Source organism: Enterococcus durans NBRC 100479 = LMG 10746 (assembly GCF_001544215.1).
Taxonomy (GTDB): Bacteria; Bacillota; Bacilli; order Lactobacillales; family Enterococcaceae; genus Enterococcus_B; species Enterococcus_B durans.
Map to the genome: position 1 here is coordinate 1 of NZ_BCQB01000095.1, position 3,432 is coordinate 3,432.

Annotated in this window: 2 protein-coding genes and 1 pseudogene; all 3 read right to left on the reverse strand. The window is 34.9% G+C overall.

The window, feature by feature from the left end; all coding sequences use genetic code 11:
* Nucleotides 1-289 (reverse strand): annotated as a pseudogene (locus tag ED2_RS14280) (GTP pyrophosphokinase); the annotation flags it as partial.
* Nucleotides 290-751: 462 nt separating this feature from the next.
* Nucleotides 752-1,186, reverse strand: coding sequence for a hypothetical protein (locus ED2_RS14285; protein ID WP_005880160.1), 435 nt, complete (start codon nt 1,184-1,186; stop codon nt 752-754).
* 111 nt (nt 1,187-1,297) lie between these two features.
* Nucleotides 1,298-3,166: an LTA synthase family protein gene (locus ED2_RS14290; protein ID WP_005880158.1), complete on the reverse strand. Its 1,869-nt coding sequence runs from the start codon at nt 3,164-3,166 to the stop codon at nt 1,298-1,300.
* Nucleotides 3,167-3,432 lie beyond the last annotated feature (266 nt).

Sequence of the window (3,432 nt, forward strand, 5' to 3'; positions counted from 1 at the left end):
CCTGTTTTGAATAATTTACCTGTTTACGATTCAATTTGTTCACAACGCTCTTGAATCGTTTGATCCTTTTCTGAATTTGATGGATACTGTTTTTTCGTCCTCTGTGACTATTGCTACTTAATTCACGGTCAATAATGAATAGTTTCGTTTCTACTTCATCTAAAGCTGAGTGGTAATAAGCCTCTAGTTCTTGATACAATTCAATCGCTTCGACACCCAGTGCACGATTTGTCGCATTCGATTCTTTATTTACGATATTGATCAATTCCTCAATTGGAATTTCGGACATTTCATCTCACTCCTTAGAAAAAAGTATTTTTGGATGGCGCTCTCATTATAATTTTAGCACAAAGCTAATTTTAAACTCAAAATAGCGCTCACTGGATGATCACTAATCGCTAAAAAATACGTGGATAAAATAAAAAACCGCTGAGTTGGTTAGGCTAAGCGGAAAAGGGAGTTGTGGGACAAAAGTAAGAAACACTTTTGTCTCATTCTTTAAAAACGAATAAACGGTGGGAGCAGAAGCAACTCCTTCGGAAATAAGCTGAAATTCATAAAAATTTGAAAAGCAATTTTCGTGAATTTCTGCTTATTTCTCGGAGTTAAACACTTCTGTCCCAGCCTCATCTGTTTATTGTTGGTTAGCTTGGTTACGTATTCATCATAAATCACTTAAGCTAAACTATCATAAAAATAATCTAATATTCAGATTAAATAACTCTTGTTTTCAGTAAAATCAAGTGTTCGTTTATTTTTTCAATAACAAATTAGTCATTTTTTGAATGGCTGATGAGATATTTTCTGTCGCTTTGTCCTGTTTTTCTTCTGACGCATTGAACAAAGCTACATCTACTCCATCTTTTGTCGTAATACTTTGAATCATTTCTTCACAGCCTGCAACATAAGAAATATAGGCTTTTTCAAAATTTTTGTGGATTCCCATTACTTTGGCTGGTGGACGAAGCTGACTGATTTTCTTTAAAATCAATTGGTATTTCTTTGTTCCCTCTTTGAATAATTCACTGATTTCAGTTAATTCTTCAGTGCTTAGATCAGCCGTCTTGTTTTGGTCGATTGCCACTCTGACCACTTGGTATTTGGGATGCATTGTTTCTCCGATTTCTTCCGTTTCTTTCACCATTCGATCAACAGCTTGAACATAATAGCCCATATTTGGTAACATTCATTTTCCTACTTTCCGATTTTTATTTCATTTGACTCTTTACTTTTTATTTTACCTGTTTTTATTTCTAAAAGACAGGTTTTCTTCATTTACTATTTGATGACTTATTCGTTATTTCTTAAAAAAGCCTTCCTTCAAACTGTATTGTTTTCCGGATACAATATCATATTGGATCATCTTATAGGCATCATAAAGTGTTTCTTGCTCTTTATTCAATTGTGCTTCTTGATGCCATTGCCCGCCTTGATAGTATAATTCTCGTTCAAACGCAGGCAGTGTTTGTTCCATTTCCAATAACAACTGATAGAAACCAGTCGTTGGTTGTTTGGTTTGCTCAAGCAAATTAGCAGCAAAATAAAATGGACTAGTAATCGCATCATGCGTACTGTTCTCAGTCAATTTCCCCTGATTGTCAAACATCAAAAACTGCGTTTCATGTAACGTTTGCTTATCATTTTTATTTTGGATATCTTCTGAATAGATACCCGGTAAATGATCGCCCCAAAAAACAACTAGCGTTCTTCTAGAAAGATCTTTTAACTCCTCGGTAAATTTTTTCAACGCTTGACTGCTGTAAGCAATATCTTGAAGATAATTGTCTAAACTGTTGGTACCACTATCGTCCATCGTCTTTGCTGAATAGTTTAGCTTCGAATACTTCCCATTATATGGCATATGCGTCTGCATCGTTACTAGATGGACAAACTGTGGAGTTTCTGTATTCTTCAAAAGATCCATGACTTCTTTATAGGCAGATTCATCTGAAATATAAGGATTATTATCGATCGTTTTTGTATATTTCATCGTGTCCTCACTAATAAAGCGATCAAAGCCCATCACCTTATAGACATCTTCCCTTTTATACATGGATGTATTAAAAGGATGGATCGCAGTCGTCTGATATTTTTGGGCGTTCAATGTCGATACGAGTGAAGGCAATTGGTCGATTTTAGGCACAAGCATCGTATAAGGAGTGGTCAACTGTGCATTAAATAGTGCCATTGAAAAACCAGTCAGAGCTTCAAATTCGATGTTCGCTGTGCCACCTCCGTAATTTTGGGAGAGCATATTCCCACTGTAGGTTTGATTTGCGACATCATAATAATCTGCCAGTGGATCTCCTGAGATCTCCACACCATTCAACCGGCTAGGATCAGAAAAGCTCTCACTCATGACATAGATGATGTTCGGTTGCTCTTCTGTTGCTTCTTGATTTTTTTTATCAGCCAGTTCCTGATATTTTTCGGTGATCTCTTTGATTTTTGCTTCTGAATATCCACTAGGTTCATCCATTGGGTCAATTTTTAAATTATACAAAAAACCGCCAATAAACCCAGTATTGTAATAATTCATCTTTTGGCTGTAAGGAATCCATAATGCTGTTTTATTATAGGCCTTACGCAAAAGATTATTAGGATTATTGAAATGACTGATATATACCAACGATCCGATCGTTACACACAATGTAATCATGCGTAGTATCTGGAATCGCCGTCCTTTTTTGAAACTTCGGTAAATCCCCCATAAACCACCAAGCAAGACTAGCATGATCAACCCTAGAAACAAGTAAAAGGAGCCTGTCCCAGTCATTTCCTTCAATAAGCTGAACTCCGTGATCATTTTCAAATCGTCTGGGTAGATAGGCTCTTGTCGATAACTCATTTTTAAGTAATTTGCATACCCTAATATCCCGATACTTACAATGTAAAAGAACATACCAAAAAGAAATGATCCCATAACCGATACTAAAAGTAAAAAAATCATCAACAATACAAGGCATGCCAATAAGAATTTTTGTGTGTGCCACGAAAAAGCAAAGTTCAACGCAAGGTCAACAGAAAGATCATTTTGACACCATTGTAAATAGAGATTGCTTAATACAACAATCAATAAAGTAAAAATACTGATTGCTGTGTATTTTAAAATACGCTTTTGTGTTAAAGTCAATTTATTTAAGAGATTGCTTAATTTTCTTTTCAAGTAGATACTCCTTCAACTTTCAGTGAATTGATTATTATTACTGTCTACTTTATTTTAGTAGTTAACCTTTTACAAGTAAAGAAACGAGAAGAATTAATGAAGATTTTTGAATCATCTATGAAGACCAATGCTACAACAAGTCCTAACTTAGACTATAAGAAATCAGGCTATTCAAAAAATTAGAAGAGTTTGCTCTATAAGTATAAAAAACTGAGACACCAACTTTTTGATGTCCCAGTTTTTCGGCTCTATACGCTTACTTTTAT